Origin of the sequence: Flavobacterium sp. CSZ, assembly GCF_015350725.1 — a bacterium.
Lineage (GTDB): Bacteria > Bacteroidota > Bacteroidia > Flavobacteriales > Flavobacteriaceae > Flavobacterium.
In genome coordinates this window covers 1-16091 of the sequence record NZ_JADKPQ010000015.1, presented here as the reverse complement: position 1 = coordinate 16091, position 16091 = coordinate 1, and the positions used below count along the sequence as shown (strand labels likewise).

Below are 16091 nucleotides of genomic sequence, written 5' to 3'. Positions count from 1 at the left end.
TTTTGGATTTGGAATTTAACTCTTTGGATTTATCATTGTACTGATTGGAATTTGGAAATTATTTTTTTGGGATTTATTTTAACTAATTGGTATTTAAATGTTGTATTTTTAGCCTCACGAATATTAGAATTTTATTATGAAAAAAGTATTATTTACAACCTTAATAATGATGAGTTTAAACGCTATCGGGCAGAATGTGATGTCTCCGGAATTGTTATGGAAATTAGGAAGAGTAAGTGCTCTTGGACTTTCGAAAGATGCGAAGAATGTTGTTTTTAAGGTTTCGACTCCTTCGATCGAGGAAAACAAATCGTCTTCTAAGTTTTACATTATCCCTGTAAATGGAGGAAATGCAACTGAAATTAAAGACACAAAAGAAATCCTGGCGGACAAAAATGTTTCGCCTGACGGAAAGTTTTTAGTGTACAATGAAGAAGTAAAAATTGACAAGGTTTTAGGTAAAGATTTTTATCCAAAACTGGACAAATCTGATGCTCAAATTTACGATGGTTTAGATTATCGTCACTGGGACACCTGGAATGAGGGTAAATTCAACCACGTTTTTTATAAAGAAAACAAAGACGGCGCAAAAGGAATTGACATTTTGAAAGGAGAAAATTTTGATTCTCCGCAAAAACCTTTTGGTGGCGACGAAGATTATATCTGGTCTCCTGACGGAAAAAGCATTTTGTATGTATGCAAGAAAAAAGCAGGAACACAATATGCGATTTCTACCAATACAGATATTTATGAGTACAATTTAGAAACTCAAAAAACGACAAACAGAACCGAAGAAAACTTAGGTTACGATACGGCACCTCAATTTTCTCCAACAGGAAATTTAACCTGGCTGCAAATGAAACGTGACGGTTATGAAGCGGATAAAAACGATATTATTGTTGATTTTAAAGGAATCAAAACCAACTTAACAGCAAACTGGGACGGAACTGTAGATAATTTTATCTGGAGTAAAGATGGTAAAAACGTATTTTTTGTAGCTGCTGTTGATGGTACAAAACAATTATTTACAGTAAACTTTCCGGGATTAACCAGAATTGCGATTCAGGTTCGCCAATTAACCAAAGGAGATTTTGACGTAAATGATTTGGTAGGTTTTGCCGGCGATGACATTATCGTAACAAGAAATGACATGAATCACGCTCCGGAAATTTATTCTTTTAACTTAAAGAAAAATAGCTGGAAACAATTGACGAATGTAAATACTGAAACTTACAAAACATTAGCATTAAGCAAAACAGAGAAACGTTACGTTACAACTACTGATGGTAAAAAAATGTTGGTTTGGGTAATTTTACCTCCAAATTTTGATGCCACTAAAAAATATCCAACTTTATTATTCTGTCAGGGTGGGCCACAAAGTCCGTTGACACAATCGTATTCTTTCCGTTGGAATTTCCAGTTAATGGCTGCTAAAGGTTATGTAGTGGTAGCACCAAACCGTCGTGGAATGCCAGGACATGGTGTTGAATGGAACGAACAAATTAGTAAAGACTGGGGCGGACAAGTTATGGACGATTACCTTTCCGCAATTGATGATGTATCTAAAGAAAACTACGTAGACAAATCTCGTTTGGGTTGTGTGGGTGCAAGTTATGGTGGATATTCTGTATTTTATTTGGCTGGAATTCATAAAAACCGTTTCAAAACGTTTATCGCTCATGATGGCGTTTTCAATACAGTAAGTATGCTAGGAACCACCGAAGAGGTTTTCTTTAACAACTGGGATTTTGGTGGCCCTTACTGGGAAAAAGACAATGCTGTAGCTCAAAAAGCATATACTACTTTTAACCCTGCAACTTTGGTACAAAACTGGAATAAACCTATTTTAATTTTCCAGGGAGGAAAAGATTATCGTGTACCAATTGGGCAAGGACAAGAAGCTTTTCAGGCTGCTCAGTTAAGAGGAATTAAATCTAGATTTGTGTATTTCCCTGATGAAAATCACTGGGTTTTACATCCGCAAAACGCTCAGGTTTGGCAAGGTGAATTCTTTAAATGGTTAGACGAGACACTTTAGTCAAATAATTTAAACATAAAAATAGCCGTAGATTTTATAAAATCTACGGCTATTTTCTTTTTTAGACCTTTTAATTATGTAAAAGATTAGCATTAATTTGTATTTCTAAAACAGAAATTTTGAATAAATTGCAGCAATTTCCCGTTATAAATCTTCCCAATCCCCACAATAGCAATCTATGGAGAGCAAAAAAAGTTATACAGCACTCAAAGTTTTATTCAGTTATGTTGCATTACTGGCTTTGGTTGTTACTGTTGGATGGTTTTTATATTCTGAAAATGTAGTATATAACAAACTTGAAAGTAAAATTGCTTTCGAAAAAACCAAGATTCTTAGGGTCAGTAAATTATTTTCGAATGTGTATAAAACAGAAAGTTTAGCCAGGAAAACAATTCAAAATAACTCTGAAGAAGATTTTAAAAATTACATTATTGAAACCGATTCTTTAAAATCTAGAATCGATACTTTAAAACAAATCGTTACTACACAATATCAAAAAACATTATTGGATAGCGTTACTTATTTGTTATCTGAAAAAACAAAAAATATCCAGCAATTAAAAACGATAAAAAACAAAGCCGAAGATGAAGTGTCGGTTAATACGGCTATTGACGAAATTACCAAAATGGAGTTCAAACTTCGAAAGCTGGAACTTCAGGATTTCAATAAAAACCCAAATCAGTTGGGCAGTTATCAGCGAAATGTACTTCAAAAATATGTTGATTATCTCAATCAGAATATTCCGGATGACAGCACCAATACGTTAAGCAAACAAGCATCGGATTCTATTTTGGCCAATTCGAAAAAATTGTTGAGCAATGTAAAAATCAAGGCCGAAAAGAAAAAAGAATCGCTGAATTTTGAAGAGAATAAATTACTAAAAAACGAAATCGCCATTTCGGACCAGCTTCGTAAAGTACTTCGAATTATCGAAAGAGAAATTATCATCAACTCGATAAAAAATAATTCGCTAAAAGAAAAGTCCCTTAAAAAAGTCAACGAAATTGTCACCGTATCCGCTATTGTTGGTTTGGTCCTAACGTTGTTTTTCTCGATCCTGATTGTCAGTGATTATTCGAAATCGCAGGTTTATAAAAAACAACTCGAAATTGCGAATTTCAAAACCAAAAATTTGCTTAAAAGCCGCGAACAATTAATTTCTACGGTAAGCCATGATCTTAAAACACCTTTGAGTACCATTGTGGGGTATTCTGAACTTTTGGGCAATTCGGATGTCAATACAAAGCAGTCGTATTTCATTAGAAACATCAAAAATTCATCAGAATATATTACGCAATTGGTTCAGGATTTACTGGACTTTTCTAAGATTGAAGCCGGAAAAATTACGATCGAAAAAGTTCCGTTTTTATTACCTGATATTATTGACGAAGTTGCCAAAAGTATTCAGACCGTTTACAAACACAAAAACATTGATCTTATTATTAATGTAGATGAGAAACTGAATACGAGAATTGTTGGAGATCCGTTTCGATTGAAACAAATTCTGAGTAACATTATCGGGAATGCGTATAAATTTACCGAAGAAGGATTTATAAAAATTAGTGGCTATATATCGGAGAATGATAAGTTTTTTACCATTAGAATTGAAGATACCGGAATAGGAATCGAAAAAGGAAATCAGAAATTAGTTTTTGAAGAATTTGCTCAGGCGAATGAAAATATTGAAAAAGAATATGGCGGAACCGGTTTGGGATTGTCTATTTGCCAAAAAATAATTTCGATTTTAGGCGGCGATTTAAAACTGGAAAGTACATTTGGCAAAGGAAGTACTTTTGTAGTTGAACTTCCCTTGCAGTTTGATAATAATGTGAATTCAGTTCCTGAAGTCAAAAAAACTGTAGTTCGAAATACTAAGAAACAAACTTTTATTGTTCTGGACGACGATATCAATCTTTTGAATTTGACAAGCGGGGTTTTAAGGCAGGAACAACATCACGTGCTGTCTTTTAATAGCGCTTTGAAAGCTTTAGAAGCGATTCAGAACACCAATTTCGATTTTATAATTACAGACATACAAATGCCGGAAATGGATGGTTTTGCGTTTTTGAAAAAATTAAAAAGCTCAGGATATTCCACTTATAAAAACCAGCCCGTAATTGCACTTACAGGAAGAACTGATCTTGATGCGGCTGTTTATAACGAAGCTGGTTTTACAACTGTAATACAAAAACCTTATTCGCCTAAAATATTACTGGAGACCATAAATCTTATTTTAGAAAATGATACTTTGCCCAATGTTGACATTAATGAGCAAGAAGAAAAAACCAGTACTAAATTGTATTCTCTGGAAACACTTAAAGAGTTTTTAGGCAATGATGCTGCAGCATTAAAAGAAGTTTTAAAATCGTTTATCGAAAGCAGCTCTGAAAACCTGAATTTATTAGAGAATGCAATGATCGACAAAAATACAGCCGAAATTAATTCAATCGCACACAGAATTGCGCCAATGTTCAAGCAAATTCAGGCGCGAGAAATTGGAGCAATTTTAAAAATCTTAGAAAACAGGGATCTTGAAACTTCTGATTTAAACGATATTTTTAAAGTTTTGAAAGCAAAAACAGATGTACTTTTTAAAGCTTTACATACAGAAATAGCTTAATCTATATTGTAATGCTTTAATTTATTATAAAGTGTTTTTCTGGTAATCTTAAGCAATTTTGCCGCTTCGGATTTATTATTTTGTGCTTTTGATAAAGCGTGAATAATAGCTTCTTTTTCGTTTTCTGACAAAGAGAAATCACCATTATTCGTTTGCTGTTTTTGAATCTGAAAAAATTCAACCGGCAACACATCGCTTTTTATAAAATCGCCCTGGGTTAAAAGCGTAGCACGTTTGACACAATTTTGAAGTTCACGCAAATTTCCCGGCCAGTTATAATTTTGAAAAATAGTAACTACTTCCGGCGAAAATCCGATGATGTCTTTATTCAATTGTTGATTGGCTTTTTCTAAGAAATAATCAGCGAAAACCATTAAATCTTCGTCTCTGTCTTTTAATGATGGAGACTGAATCGAGAATTCATTTATTCTATGGTATAAATCTTCTCTAAAATCACCATTCTTTACCGCTTCCCGTAAATCTTCGTTCGTAGCCGTAATAATTCTAATATCAACATTAATTTCTTTATTACTCCCAACAGGTTTGATTTTTCGTTCCTGAAGCGCTCTTAACAGCTGTATTTGATTTTCGTATGAAAGGTTCCCTATTTCATCTAAAAAAAGAGTTCCACCATTAGCAGCCTCAAAATAGCCCATTTTGTCGCTAATAGCTCCGGTAAACGATCCTTTTAAATGTCCGAAGAATTCACTTGCCGCTAATTCTTTTGGAATAGCACCGCAATCAACCGCGATGAAATTATTATTTTTTCTTAAACTTTGCTGATGAATACTTTTAGCAATGATTTCTTTTCCGGTTCCGCTTTCTCCAATTATCAAAACTGACATATCTGTTGGACTAACCAAATGAATGTGATCTAATAATTTTTTGGATGCAACCGAAATTCCTTTTACAAACTCGTTTTCAGTATTTGGAGCTGGCTTTTTAGTCGATTTTTTTTCCTTTACAGGAATTTCTTCTTCTGTTGCTGAAGATTTCAAAGCATTGGTAATAACCAATAAAACCTCATCAGGATTAAAAGGTTTCGAAATGTAATCTGCAGCACCATTTTTTATGGCTTTTACCGCAGTATTTACATCTGAGTATCCTGTCATAAGAATTACAGGTATTTCAGGATGCGCCGTTTTAAACTCAGACATCAGTCCAATACCGTCAGAATCAGGCAAGCGAAGATCTGTCAAAATTAAATCGAATGATTCTTTTTTGATTGCTAATCTTGCTTCCGCTGCAGAGAAAGCAATGGTTACTTCGTATGCTTTTTTTACCAGAAACTTTTCTAATAATTTGCAAAACGAAATATCATCTTCTATGAGTAATATCTTTGGCATTTGTTTTTAGGGACTTTTTTGCTAAAATAAGACTATTAAAATTGTCTTTTCACAAAATTATGCAAAAAAAAAAGAGATTGCGTATCGCAATCTCTTTTTCACCAAAAACATAAATCTAAATTCACCTAATTTATATCTTTAACCAGTTGCCATTGACATCTGAAAAAACAGTAGCCTTTTGGTCACCAACCGATATTTCGAGTTTATACTCTTTTTTTTCATTTACAAATGCCTTGTCCAGTTTTGCTCCCGGATAAGCAGTTTGCAATGCCGTTTTTACAGCAGCAGGTACAGCATCTGCACTTACTTCTGTGTATTCTGCCTGAGCAGAAACAACCGACTTAGTTTGTAGCGGAGTTGTCTCATTACTTGCGTAAATAGACAAACTTCCTAAAACTATTACTGCTGATAAGATTAACGTTTTCATGTTGCTCTCTTTAATTATTTTTTAATGATGTTTCCTGAAGCATCTGTAAATACAGTATACTTTTTGTCACCACTTGAAATTTCCAACTTGTACTCGTTCTTTTCGTTTTTATACGCTTTTTCAAGTTTTGTATTCGGAAAAGATTTTTCTACAGTTGATTTTACAGCTGCCGGAACAGCATCTGCACCAATTTCAGTAAATTCATCCTGAACTGTCACTGACTGAGTCATTGAAGTTTTTACTACAGGATTAGCTGCCTGAATTGACAAACTTCCTAAAATGATTGCTGCTGATAAGATTAACTTTTTCATAATAATAGTTTTTATGGGTTACTTAATTATTTTTTAAGAATTTTACCAGTAGCATCTGTATAAACAGTAGACTTTTCACCCCTTACAGTGATTTCTATTTTATACTCTTTTTTGTCGTTTACATAAGCTTTATCTAGTTTTACACCTGGATATGCTTCGTCTAACGCCGTTTTAATAGCTGCCGGTACGGCATCAACTTCTTTATATTCGTCCTGAATGTTTACTGATTGAACCATTGAACTTGTCACGGCTACATTCCCTGCTTGCATTGACAACCCTCCTAACAGGATAGCTGCCGATAATATTAACTTTTTCATAGTGATAGTTTTATAGTTCGTTTCTAATTATTTTTTAATCCAAGATCCATCTGCATTAGCAAAAAGTGAACCTACTTTGTCACCTACTGTAACGTCTAGTTTATACTCTGATTTAGCATTTTTGTATGCTTTAGAAAGTACTGCATCCGGATACGCTTTTTTAAGAGCATCTGTAATTGCAACTGGCACTTCTTCTAATTTAATTTCAGTGTATTCGTCTTGAATTGAAATTGTTTTTACGATTGTATTTGTTATTGGAGAAGTTGATGCAAATGATGTTAAACCTCCCAAAACGATTGCGGCTGATAAAAATAGATTTTTCATAATAGTTATATTTTAATATTGTTAATTTTATTTTAGTATTGCTAATTTGAATCTGCATGACATGAGCATCTAAAATTTAATTTGATTATTTTTTAATCCAGGTTCCATCTGCATTAGCAAAAAGGTTCCCTACTTTGTCACCAACGGTAACATCTAATTTATATTCTGATTTTTCGTTTTTATATGCTTTAGTAATTACAGCATCAGGATAAGCTTTTTTCAAAGACTCAGCAATTGGAGCTGGTAATTCTTCTAATTTGATTTCTGTATATTCGTCTTCAATAGAAATCGTTTTTACGATAGTATTTGTAATAGGAGTAGTTGAAGCGAATGAAGTTAAACTTCCTAAAACAATTGCGGCTGATAAAAATAGATTTTTCATAATGTGTATATTTTATAATTATTTAATAGTTGTTTACGCTTTAGATAATGAAATTATTATGCCGTAACGCAAACGCCAGCCCAACAACCACGTAAAACCCTGTAATTTAAGCATTTAATTCTGTTGTGCCAAAAAATAGGATTAAAAATAAGTGTGTAATTTTATGAAATACTGTGTAAAAAGTATACACAAATAGTGTTTACTCAAAGAATTTAAGCATTAAAACCGGTAAACTTTAAAATTATCAGATTCAAATGTTGCAAAAATAAAATTCTCTCAATTATTATAATACAAAACCCGATAGCTTAAAGAATCTATCGGGTTTAAAAAGTTATAAAATAAAAAAGGCTGCCAAAATTGACAGCCTTTATATTATTCTTCTATAGGTTTCATTTTAAATGTATCCATAAAAGCAGTTGTATAATCTCCTGCTATATATCTTGGATCATCCATTAATTGTCTATGGAAAGGAATTGTAGTTTTTACACCTTCTATAACGAATTCATCCAAAGCTCTTCGCATTTTGCTAATTGCTTCTTCACGAGATTGTGCAGTCGTAATTAACTTAGCAATCATCGAATCGTAATTTGGTGGAATTGTATAACCAGAATAAACGTGAGTATCTAAACGAACTCCGTGACCTCCCGGCATATGAAGTGTAGTAATTTTTCCTGGTGAAGGACGAAAATCATTATAAGGATCTTCAGCATTAATACGACATTCGATAGCGTGTAATTCCGGTAAGTAGTTTTTTCCTGAAATTGGAATTCCAGCCGCAACCATAATTTGCTCACGAATCAAATCGTAATCAATTACTTGTTCCGTAATTGGATGCTCTACCTGAATACGTGTATTCATTTCCATGAAATAGAAATTTCTGTGTTTGTCCACTAAAAATTCTACCGTTCCCGCTCCTTCGTATTTAATAAATTCAGCAGCTTTTACAGCAGCTTCTCCCATTGCAGTACGTAATTCGTCTGTCATGAAAGGCGAAGGCGTTTCTTCAGTCAACTTTTGGTGACGACGTTGTACAGAACAATCTCTTTCAGAAAGGTGACATGCTTTTCCGTAAGAATCTCCAACAACCTGAATTTCGATATGACGAGGTTCTTCGATAAGTTTCTCCATGTACATTCCGTCATTTCCAAATGCTGCAGCAGCTTCCTGACGTGCACTTTCCCATGCTTTCAATAACTCATCTTCTTTCCAGACAGCACGCATTCCTTTTCCACCACCACCTGCAGTTGCTTTAAGCATTACAGGGTAACCAAATTCTTTAGCTAATTTTTGTGTTTGTTCGAAAGATTCTAACAATCCGTCTGAACCTGGCACACATGGAACTCCTGCAGCTTTCATTGTAGCTTTTGCAGAAGCTTTATCTCCCATTCTATCAATCATTTCAGGAGCAGCACCAATAAATTTGATTCCGTGTTCCTGACAAATTTTTGAGAATTTAGCATTCTCAGAAAGAAATCCATAACCTGGATGAATTGCATCTGCATTAGTAATTTCTGCAGCGGCAATAATATTTGACATTTTCAAATACGATAAGTTACTTGGAGGAGGACCAATACAAACCGCTTCGTCAGCAAACTTAACATGTAGACTTTCTGCATCGGCTGTAGAGTAAACTGCTACAGTTTTGATTCCCATTTCTTTACATGTACGAATTACACGAAGTGCAATTTCTCCTCTATTCGCAATTAATATTTTTTTAAACATCTTACTTTAATTAGATAATTAGACAATTTGATAATTAGATAATTTTAGATGATTAACAAAACTTGTATTGTGAATCCTTCTAAAATCTAAAATCTAAAATCTAAATTTATTTATGATGGATCAACTAAGAATAAAGGTTGGTCAAATTCTACAGGAGACATATCATCTACAAGAATTTTTACAATTTTACCTGAAACTTCTGATTCGATTTCGTTAAATAATTTCATTGCTTCAATTACACAAAGAACATCACCTTTAGAAATAGTACTTCCAACTTCAGTAAATACTGGTTTATCCGGAGATGGTTTTCTATAGAAAGTTCCAATAATTGGAGATTTAATAGTAATGAATTTAGAATCTTCTGCCGGAACAGATGCTTCGCTAGTTACGCTTACAACCGCTGGAGCTTGTTGAGGAGCTACTGCTTGTGGCAATGCAGCCTGAGCAGGCAATTGTTGTACATAAGTAGTTTCTGTTACATTTCCTTCTAAAGTTGTTCTGATCGTGATTTTCACATCATCCATTTCTAACTTTACCTCTGCAACTCCCGAATTTGCTACAAATTTGATTAGGTTTTGAATTTCTTTTAAATCCATAATGATTCTTTTTTAGTTTTAATTTATTTCTTATCGTAAGCCCATTTTAGGTAAATAGATCCCCAAGTGAATCCACCACCAAAAGCGGCAAAAATAATATTATCTCCTTTTTTGAACTGGTGCTCAAAATCGCTTAATACTAATGGCAAAGTAGCTGAAGTTGTATTACCATATCTTTCGATATTCATTAATACTTTTGATTCTTCAAGATTCATTCTGCTTGCAGTAGCATCTATGATACGCTTGTTTGCCTGATGCGGCACTAACCAATTAACATCTTCGTTAGTCAAATTGTTTCTTTTCAAAATCAACTCACTTGCATCAGCCATATTCGTTACAGCATATTTAAAAACAGTTTTTCCGTCCTGAATAATATTGTGTTGTCTATTTTTAACGGTCTCTTCTGTAGTTGGTATTAGAGAACCACCGGCAGGAATTTTAAGAAAATCGCGTCCTACGCCATCGCTTCGTAAGTATTCATCTTGCAAGCCTAACCCTTCATAATTTGGTTCGAACAAAACGGCACCCGCTCCATCTCCAAAAATAATACAAGTTGCTCTGTCTGTATAATCTACAATTGATGACATTTTATCAGCACCAATTAACAGTACTTTTTTGTATCGCCCTGACTGCACATAAGCTGCAGCAGTTGACATTCCGTATAAGAAACTTGAGCAGGCCGCTTGCAAATCGTATGCAAATGCATTTGTAGCTCCAATTTCTGTAGCAACATAAACTCCTGTAGAGGCTACCGGCATATCTGCTGTAGCTGTTGCCATTATAATCATATCAATCTCTAAAGGATCAATATTTGCTTTCGCAAGTAAATCTTGTGCTGCTTTTATGGCAAGAAACGACGTTCCTTTATCAGCATCTTTAAGAATCCTTCTTTCTTTAATTCCAGTACGAGTAGTAATCCATTCGTCATTGGTATCGACCATTGTTTCTAATACTTTGTTCGAAAGAACGAAGTCAGGAACATAAGCTCCAACAGCGGTAATTGCGGCTGTGATTGTATTCATTATATTCTATTATTTCGTTTCAAATACTACGTATCTGAAAAATTTTTAAAAGACTTGAAAATTACAAAAAAAAACGAAATGAATTTGTATGCATTTTCTTAAAAAAAGAAAATTATAACCAACAAAAAAAACTCTCACTATGTGAGAGTTCTAGTATCATTTACAAAAACGTATTAAGCAACCGCTACAGATTTATCGATAACAACTTGCCCTCTGTAATACATTTTACCTTCATGCCAGTAAGCTCTGTGGTATAAATGTGCTTCTCCAGTAATAGGACATGTAGCGATTTGAGCTACAGTAGCTTTATAATGTGTTCTTCTCTTATCTCTTCTTGTTTTCGAGATTTTTCTCTTAGGATGTGCCATTTTACTATATTATTTATCCGTTAATAGTTTCTTTAATTTGTCCCAACGCGGGTCAATATCTTCTTCTTGTTTACTCTCTTCTTTTTCTTCTTTGACTTTGTTTATTGTCAGCTCATTTAGTTTTTTCAAGGCTTCAGTTTGCAAACTTCCGTCTTTTACTCCTGGATGAACTCGTTTTAGCGGCACCGAAAGTGCAATCATTTCATAAATGTATTGTGCCACATCTATTTCATGCTCTCCATGCGGCAAGATCAACAGCTCTTCGTTATCATTGTTAAATTCATCTCCAAAACGAACAATCAATTTCATTTTTCCTTTTAAAGGCAAATCAAAATCTTCGCTTGTTAGATCACAAGGCACGTTTACCGTTCCTTTGTGTTTGAATTCCAACTCTAACATGTTGCTTTTCTTATCTAAAACTAAACCTACTTTGATATCCGAACTTTGAAATTCGTCGTAATCAAAGTTCTCAAAGAACACGTTACTTATTTGATACTCAAAATGGTGTTTTCCTAGCTTTAACCCTATGAAAGGAATTAAAAATTCTTTTGTTTTGCTCATTTCAACATCAATTTCACCAACTCGTATCTAAAAATCAGATACCTGAATTGGGGTGCAAAGATATAAAATTATTATAAAACTAATAATCTTATTCACCTTTTTTTATTTATAACTGTTTTTCTTTTACTTTAAGAGGTTTTTGAGTAATCTCTTCGTACTGATTTCGCGAGTGAAAAATATCTATCGCAAGATAAACTGCCTCTTTAAATGAATTAAAATCTGCCATGTCTTTTCCGGCAATATCGTAAGCCGTACCGTGGTCTGGCGAAGTTCTCACCTTATTTAAACCTGCAGTATAATTTACCCCTTTTCCAAAAGATAAGGTCTTAAAAGGAATTAATCCCTGATCGTGATAAGTCGCAACAATCGCATCATATTTTTCATATTGACCACTTCCAAAAAAGCCATCTGCCGAAAATGGACCAAAAACCATCGTTCCGCTATCAAATATTTTCTTTAAAGCTGGTTTCAAAATCAAATCTTCTTCTTTACCAATCACACCACCATCTCCACTATGCGGATTTAATCCTAAAACAGCAATCTTTGGTCTTACAATACTAAAATCCTGAATTAAAGATTTTCTAATGGTTTCAATTTTTCTTGTAATTAATTCTTCTGTCAAATGCGAAGAAACCTCACTTAAAGGCACATGATCCGTTAGCAAACCAACTCTTAAATTATCCTGCACCATCATCATCAATGCATTTCCTTCTAATTCCTGATCTAAATAATCTGTATGTCCCGGAAATTTAAAATCTTCTGACTGAATGTTGTATTTATTAATTGGAGCTGTTACCAAAACATCAACCAAACCATCTTTTAAAGCTTTTGTTGCTGCAACAAATGATTTTATAGCGTACTCTCCTATTTTCTCATCGTTTGTTCCTAAGTTAATATCCACACCTTCTTTCCAAAGATTAAAAACATTTACTTTCCCAGGAACAACCTGATCTAATTTATCTACTCCATGAAACTGAACTGTAGAAGTAAAACTTTTTTTAACAAACGAAAGTATTTTAGCATTGGCAAAAATAACAGGCGTACACATTTCTAACATGCGAGAATCTTCGAATGTTTTTAGTATAACTTCGCTTCCAATACCGTTTAGATCTCCAATTGAAATTCCAACAATTATATTTTCTGCATTTTTATTCATGTGCTCAGGTTATTTATTACTAATTTTGATGTGCAAATTTAGTAAAATAAAACAACAATGTTTACAGGAATTATAGAAACCCTTGGAAGGATTCACGAAATAAAAAAAGACCAAAGCAATCTTCACGTAACAGTAGAAGCCTCTATTACCAACGAATTAAAAATAGACCAGAGCGTCTCGCACAACGGAATATGCCTGACAATTGTCGCCATAAAAGATTCCTTTTATACCGTTACTGCTATCGAAGAAACCATTTCGAAAACAAATATTGGCGACTGGAAAGTTGATGATATTGTAAATTTAGAAAGAGGAATGAAACTTGGCGATCGTCTTGACGGACACATCGTGCAAGGTCACGTAGACCAGACAGGAACCTGCATTAAGATTGAAGAAGCAAACGGAAGCTGGAACTATACTTTTGAATACGATAGAAACCTCAGCAATATTACCATCGAGAAAGGCTCAATAACTGTAAACGGAGTTAGTCTTACTGTTGTAAACTCTAAAACAAATGAATTTAGCGTTTCCATTATTCCGTATACTTACGAAAACACTAATTTTAAAAATTTCGAGGTTGGAACTAAAATTAATTTAGAATTTGATGTTGTTGGAAAATATATATCCAGACTTTATTCGATAAACAAATAAGACTCAAATTTAATTTCATAAAAAAAAGTTTCAATTTAAATGAGGGCACTGAAAAACATCCCTTATTTTGATCAGGTTTATTTTTTAGACAAAAAAAAAAAAAAAAAACGCTTATAATAGGATTTAAAAGTATCCGTTGTAAGCGTTTTTTGTTTTATAACTGTTTTTTATTTGAGGCTATATGTGTTGATATTTGATTTATAGAGGCATTTTATAGAAGTATACTTACTTTAAGTTTCTTACATTAATTTCAGTATTCTTTTTAAGTTGACTGTAAAAATAGCCATCGCTCCTTGCATTTGCATATTGGTGATACCATATGATAGTGCTCTATCGTATCCATGTACATTTTTTAATTCACTGTTTTTAGCTTCTATTTTGTATCGATGTTTGGCCTTTTCCTTATAGTAGTCGGTTTCTTGGAAAGCAATTTGTTCTTGGTGTAATTCTGATTTTATTGATACCGAATATGTTTTTGTCTTTGATCCTTCTTTGTAATACCCTTCTTTTAAAGGACAAGACTTGCATTTTTGGACATCAAAATAATAGGTCTCTACTTGATTTGTTCCGACATTTTTTTTACCCTGTTTTGATTTTTTTATAGCCATATGGCCTGCAGGACAAACAAACCTGTTGGCATCTTTATTATAATCGAATTTATCTTCGTCTTTTCTGGCACCTTGTGCTATTATAGAATTCAGTTTAGCTACCACTTTAATCTCTAACTCGCTTGCTCGCTTGAGATTTCATGTTCCTATATAAGCTCCATCGCCGATAATAGTATCAACATCGATTCCGTTTTCTTGGCTAATTTCCAAAAGTTTAGGCAATTCTGGTCAATCTGCTTTCTCTGCTGAGGTTACTACAGCCGCTGTGATGATGCGCTCTTCGGTCATCGCTAGATGAGTCTTGTATCCAAAGAAAGTGCTATCAGCGGATTTATGACCTGTTTTAGCATCTGTATCTTTTGACAAAGTATAATTTTCCTGAGTATCTTCTATAGTTTCTTTAAGCAGGTTTAGCTTTTCTTTTACAGCAGGTATAGAACTTAAAGATTCTTCTTTTTCTATATGCTGCTCGAGTTCTTTACAATAAGCGAATTCTTTTTCTAATTCATTGGTAGTGTTCTTCTCAGGCATATGCTCTTTGAATTGATCCTCAAATAGATATGCCGTTTCTCGAAGTAGTTTAGAACGCTCTCTTAATACATCAATTGCTGCAAACGGATTGGATCTCGATAAAGTATGTGTAGCATCAACTAATAGACCTAGATTTAATGATTCCCTTTTCAACAGCTATAGCCACTGTTTTACCAATGAGTAGATTTAATAAGTCTGTATCTTTAAGACAAAGCTTAAGAAATTTCGTCAATGAACTTGGATTAATGACACCTTCCTCGGGAGGTCATTTCTAAGAAATACTTAAAAGACATATCAAAACGTGAACGCTCTACTACATCAACATCCGAGACATCATAAATTGTTTTTAGAAGCAAAAACTTAAACATGCGCACTGGGCTTTCTGCGGTGCGACCATTATTGGTGCAGTATTTATTTAGCAACTCATCGTAGAGGAATGAAAAATCTATTAGTTCATTAATTTTTCTCAGTAAATTATCCTGGGGAACAATTAAATCATAATAAAGAAGAATTGGGACTAAACTGAATTTGTTGCTATTGAATTAACATTTAAAAAGTCTTATGATTACACCCAAAAAATACAAAAAAAGGAGCAGAAAACTTTTAGCTTCTACTCCTTTTAATTTAAAAATCATTCCTTAAAAAGACTTTTTCAGTGCCCTCCATTATTGCAGAGCTTTTTTTATTTTATACCTGTATATCATTATACCTCCTAAAACAATCGCCAATATCAACAGAATAAAAATATGTTCATCTATTGGCACCCTACCTCCCGGAGGTTGATCCGGCGGACCCCCCGGCTCCGGCGGCAAATCACCACCACCATCGTCCTGTGCGAAAGCAGTTAATACATTCATCAAAGTCAAACAAATCGTAAAAAAAATAGCCTTTATTACCTTCATAATTTTAACATGTTGCTATACAACAAGGTAGGTTGTTAAATTTATTTATTTTAAATATAATTCGCACAAAAACAGGGGCTTATATGCAAATACCCAACAAATGTATACGTTTTTTGCAAAAACACAATGTTTAAAGCAAAAAAAACAGAACAAAAACGATTTTAATTCCTTGATGTAAGAAATAGACCAAATAATTAAATTTTGATATTTGA

16 protein-coding genes and 1 pseudogene are annotated in these 16091 nt (G+C 33.6%); 3 read left to right on the top strand and 14 right to left on the bottom strand.

Going from position 1 to position 16091, the window contains the following annotated elements; translation table 11 throughout:
• Positions 1–136 precede the first annotated feature (136 nt).
• Positions 137–2038, top strand: a complete 1902-nt coding sequence (locus IRZ78_RS17040; protein ID WP_194617684.1) for a S9 family peptidase — start codon at positions 137–139, stop codon at positions 2036–2038.
• Positions 2039–2216: 178 nt separating this feature from the next.
• Positions 2217–4658, top strand: coding sequence for an ATP-binding protein (locus IRZ78_RS17035; protein ID WP_194617683.1), 2442 nt, complete (start codon positions 2217–2219; stop codon positions 4656–4658).
• Here IRZ78_RS17035 and IRZ78_RS17030 read toward each other — a convergent pair.
• The 12 genes from IRZ78_RS17030 to pdxA form a co-directional block, all read right to left on the bottom strand.
• A complete protein-coding gene (locus tag IRZ78_RS17030) occupies positions 4655–6004 on the bottom strand; it encodes a sigma-54 dependent transcriptional regulator (RefSeq protein ID WP_194617682.1) in 1350 nt (449 codons plus the stop codon). The two genes, IRZ78_RS17035 and IRZ78_RS17030, sit on opposite strands and share 4 nt — an antisense overlap.
• 130 nt (positions 6005–6134) lie before the next feature.
• On the bottom strand, positions 6135–6431 hold the full coding sequence (locus tag IRZ78_RS17025) for a hypothetical protein (RefSeq protein ID WP_194617681.1): 297 nt from the start codon (positions 6429–6431) through the stop codon (positions 6135–6137).
• 14 nt (positions 6432–6445) lie between these two features.
• Positions 6446–6742, bottom strand: a complete 297-nt coding sequence (locus tag IRZ78_RS17020; RefSeq protein WP_194617680.1) for a PepSY-like domain-containing protein — start codon at positions 6740–6742, stop codon at positions 6446–6448.
• A 26-nt stretch (positions 6743–6768) separates the two neighbouring features.
• Positions 6769–7059, bottom strand: coding sequence for a hypothetical protein (locus tag IRZ78_RS17015; RefSeq protein ID WP_194617679.1), 291 nt, complete (start codon positions 7057–7059; stop codon positions 6769–6771).
• Between the two features lie 27 nt (positions 7060–7086).
• Positions 7087–7383: a hypothetical protein gene (locus tag IRZ78_RS17010; protein ID WP_065448664.1), complete on the bottom strand. Its 297-nt coding sequence runs from the start codon at positions 7381–7383 to the stop codon at positions 7087–7089.
• Positions 7384–7468: 85 nt separating this feature from the next.
• Positions 7469–7765 carry a hypothetical protein gene (locus IRZ78_RS17005; protein ID WP_065448665.1) on the bottom strand — a complete coding sequence of 99 codons (297 nt, stop codon included), beginning with the start codon at positions 7763–7765 and terminating at the stop codon, positions 7469–7471.
• A gap of 372 nt (positions 7766–8137) precedes the next feature.
• Complete coding sequence (gene accC, locus IRZ78_RS17000; RefSeq protein ID WP_068842126.1) at positions 8138–9487, bottom strand: acetyl-CoA carboxylase biotin carboxylase subunit; 1350 nt, start codon at positions 9485–9487, stop codon at positions 8138–8140.
• Between the two features lie 110 nt (positions 9488–9597).
• Positions 9598–10083 (bottom strand): acetyl-CoA carboxylase biotin carboxyl carrier protein, encoded by a 486-nt coding sequence (gene accB / locus IRZ78_RS16995; protein WP_194617678.1) that lies wholly within the window; start codon positions 10081–10083, stop codon positions 9598–9600.
• A 23-nt stretch (positions 10084–10106) separates the two neighbouring features.
• A complete protein-coding gene (locus tag IRZ78_RS16990) occupies positions 10107–11105 on the bottom strand; it encodes a beta-ketoacyl-ACP synthase III (protein ID WP_194617677.1) in 999 nt (332 codons plus the stop codon).
• A gap of 173 nt (positions 11106–11278) precedes the next feature.
• Positions 11279–11473 carry a 50S ribosomal protein L32 gene (gene rpmF, locus IRZ78_RS16985; protein WP_007137315.1) on the bottom strand — a complete coding sequence of 65 codons (195 nt, stop codon included), beginning with the start codon at positions 11471–11473 and terminating at the stop codon, positions 11279–11281.
• Between the two features lie 9 nt (positions 11474–11482).
• Positions 11483–12034 carry a DUF177 domain-containing protein gene (locus IRZ78_RS16980; protein ID WP_173971000.1) on the bottom strand — a complete coding sequence of 184 codons (552 nt, stop codon included), beginning with the start codon at positions 12032–12034 and terminating at the stop codon, positions 11483–11485.
• A 106-nt stretch (positions 12035–12140) separates the two neighbouring features.
• Entirely contained in the window at positions 12141–13190 is a 1050-nt protein-coding gene (pdxA, locus tag IRZ78_RS16975) for a 4-hydroxythreonine-4-phosphate dehydrogenase PdxA (RefSeq protein WP_194617676.1), read from the bottom strand.
• Between the two features lie 57 nt (positions 13191–13247).
• On the opposite strand from pdxA, the gene IRZ78_RS16970 reads away from it, so the two are divergent.
• Positions 13248–13838, top strand: a complete 591-nt coding sequence (locus IRZ78_RS16970; protein WP_194617675.1) for a riboflavin synthase — start codon at positions 13248–13250, stop codon at positions 13836–13838.
• A 239-nt stretch (positions 13839–14077) separates the two neighbouring features.
• Here the strand turns inward: IRZ78_RS16970 and IRZ78_RS16965 are convergent.
• Positions 14078–15505 (bottom strand): annotated as a pseudogene (locus IRZ78_RS16965) (IS1182 family transposase).
• Between the two features lie 137 nt (positions 15506–15642).
• Positions 15643–15879 (bottom strand): hypothetical protein, encoded by a 237-nt coding sequence (locus IRZ78_RS16960; RefSeq protein ID WP_194617674.1) that lies wholly within the window; start codon positions 15877–15879, stop codon positions 15643–15645.
• Positions 15880–16091 lie beyond the last annotated feature (212 nt).

Excerpts from the sequence above, each read along its gene's own strand:
- IRZ78_RS17040 (WP_194617684.1), top strand. The coding sequence starts at position 137 with ATGAAAAAAGTATTATTTACAACCTTAATAATGATGAGTTTAAACGCT.
- IRZ78_RS17035 (WP_194617683.1), top strand. The coding sequence starts at position 2,217 with ATGGAGAGCAAAAAAAGTTATACAGCACTCAAAGTTTTATTCAGTTAT.
- IRZ78_RS17030 (WP_194617682.1), bottom strand. The coding sequence starts at position 6,004 with ATGCCAAAGATATTACTCATAGAAGATGATATTTCGTTTTGCAAATTA.
- IRZ78_RS17025 (WP_194617681.1), bottom strand. The coding sequence starts at position 6,431 with ATGAAAACGTTAATCTTATCAGCAGTAATAGTTTTAGGAAGTTTGTCT.
- IRZ78_RS17020 (WP_194617680.1), bottom strand. The coding sequence starts at position 6,742 with ATGAAAAAGTTAATCTTATCAGCAGCAATCATTTTAGGAAGTTTGTCA.
- IRZ78_RS17015 (WP_194617679.1), bottom strand. The coding sequence starts at position 7,059 with ATGAAAAAGTTAATATTATCGGCAGCTATCCTGTTAGGAGGGTTGTCA.
- IRZ78_RS17010 (WP_065448664.1), bottom strand. The coding sequence starts at position 7,383 with ATGAAAAATCTATTTTTATCAGCCGCAATCGTTTTGGGAGGTTTAACA.
- IRZ78_RS17005 (WP_065448665.1), bottom strand. The coding sequence starts at position 7,765 with ATGAAAAATCTATTTTTATCAGCCGCAATTGTTTTAGGAAGTTTAACT.
- accC (WP_068842126.1), bottom strand. The coding sequence starts at position 9,487 with ATGTTTAAAAAAATATTAATTGCGAATAGAGGAGAAATTGCACTTCGT.
- accB (WP_194617678.1), bottom strand. The coding sequence starts at position 10,083 with ATGGATTTAAAAGAAATTCAAAACCTAATCAAATTTGTAGCAAATTCG.
- IRZ78_RS16990 (WP_194617677.1), bottom strand. The coding sequence starts at position 11,105 with ATGAATACAATCACAGCCGCAATTACCGCTGTTGGAGCTTATGTTCCT.
- rpmF (WP_007137315.1), bottom strand. The coding sequence starts at position 11,473 with ATGGCACATCCTAAGAGAAAAATCTCGAAAACAAGAAGAGATAAGAGA.
- IRZ78_RS16980 (WP_173971000.1), bottom strand. The coding sequence starts at position 12,034 with ATGAGCAAAACAAAAGAATTTTTAATTCCTTTCATAGGGTTAAAGCTA.
- pdxA (WP_194617676.1), bottom strand. The coding sequence starts at position 13,190 with ATGAATAAAAATGCAGAAAATATAATTGTTGGAATTTCAATTGGAGAT.
- IRZ78_RS16970 (WP_194617675.1), top strand. The coding sequence starts at position 13,248 with ATGTTTACAGGAATTATAGAAACCCTTGGAAGGATTCACGAAATAAAA.
- IRZ78_RS16960 (WP_194617674.1), bottom strand. The coding sequence starts at position 15,879 with ATGAAGGTAATAAAGGCTATTTTTTTTACGATTTGTTTGACTTTGATG.